General features: G+C 63.2%; 1 protein-coding gene and 1 pseudogene. Both read right to left on the bottom strand.

Annotation, left to right across the window (positions count from 1 at the left end; translation table 11 throughout):
- A pseudogene (locus tag J0I79_RS35085) lies at nucleotides 1-475 on the bottom strand (mandelate racemase/muconate lactonizing enzyme family protein); the annotation flags it as partial.
- Nucleotides 472-1,401 (bottom strand): GMC oxidoreductase (locus tag J0I79_RS35080; RefSeq protein WP_292870793.1); only part of this gene is annotated, 930 nt, incomplete at its 5' end. The gene J0I79_RS35080 and the pseudogene J0I79_RS35085, both read right to left, overlap by 4 nt.

The following is a 1,401-nucleotide window of genomic DNA, read 5'->3' as shown; positions in this document are numbered from 1 at the left end:
AGGCGGCCGCACTCTCCGGATCGTTGTAGACATTCCTGCCGTCCGGCGCGTCCTCCGAATGGACGCTGCCGGTGTGCGGATAGAGATAGGTATAGGAGCGCAGCGTCTCGTGCACCTGGCCGCCGAGCAGCTTGTAGACCGGCTTGTCGGCCTCCTTGCCGATGATGTCCCAGCAGGCCATTTCCAGCGCCGAAAAACAGCCCATGCCGGTCACGTCGGGGCGCTGTGTGAAGCCGGAGGAATAGACGCGGCGGAAGAAGTTCTCGATGTCATGCGGGTCGCGGCCGACCAGATAACGCTCGGCCATGTCCTCGATCAGCCTGGCGGTGACATGGGCCGAGAAGGTGGCGTTGTAGGCTTCGCCATAGCCGACCACGCCGCCATCGGTGGTCAGCTTGACGAAGATGAAATACTTGCCGCCGATGCCGGGCGGCGGGTTGCCGACAACCCAGGTCTTGACGTCGGTGATCTTCATTTATGGTCCTCCAGAACCAGTTCGGCGCCCTTCCATCCGGTCATGACCGAGGCGGCGTTGGTGTTGCCGGTGATGTTTTCAGGAAAGATCGAGGCGTCGATGACGCGCAGGCCGTCGAGCCCGTGCACCCTAAGGCGCGGGTCGACGACGGCACGCTGGGGATCAGGCCCCATGCGGCAGGTCGAGACCGGGTGATAGACCGTGCCGGAACGTTTCCTGAAATCGGTGATCAGGTCGGCGTCCGACTGGATCGACGGACCGGGCAGGACCTCTTCGGCGATGATCTCGGCCATTGCGGGCATCGAGGCGATCTTGCGCAGGAACTTCACCGCCGCCAGCATCTCCTCGACATCGGCATTGGTCGAATAGGCGTTGGCGACGATTTTCGGATAATCCAGCGGGTTTCGGGACCGGATCATGATCTCGCCCCGGCTCGACGGGCGGCAATTGGACAGGCCGATGGAGAAGCCCGGCCACGGGTCGGGCGTCAGGATCGGACGCTCGCCGTTTTTCGGGATGACGGTCGAGAAGGCCTGGAAATAGAGCTGCATGTTGGGCCGCGAGAAGGCCGGGTCGGTGCGGAAGAAGCCGCCGCCATGGTTCATCGACAGCGACAGCGGGCCGGAGCGGGTCAGGATGTATTGCATGCCGACCATCAGCTTGCCCCACCACGGCCGCAGGATCTGGTTGAGCGTCGGCACCTTGCCCTTGAAAGTGTAGTTGATGCCGACATGGTCCTGGAGATTGGCGCCGACATTCTCGTTGGCGTGCACGACCGGAATGCCAAGGCCCTTGAGAAGCGCGGCCGGACCGACGCCGGACAGTTGCATGAGCTTTGGCGAGTTGATCGAACCGGCCGAAAGGATCACCTCGCGGCCGGCGCGGGCCGTCTTTGTCTGGCCATTCTGCGAATACTCGATGCCGAC

Source organism: Mesorhizobium sp., from assembly GCF_017306585.1.
GTDB lineage: Bacteria > Pseudomonadota > Alphaproteobacteria > Rhizobiales > Rhizobiaceae > Mesorhizobium.
The sequence above is the reverse complement of the archived record's forward strand: the minus strand, read 5'-3'. Positions and strand labels throughout refer to the sequence as shown.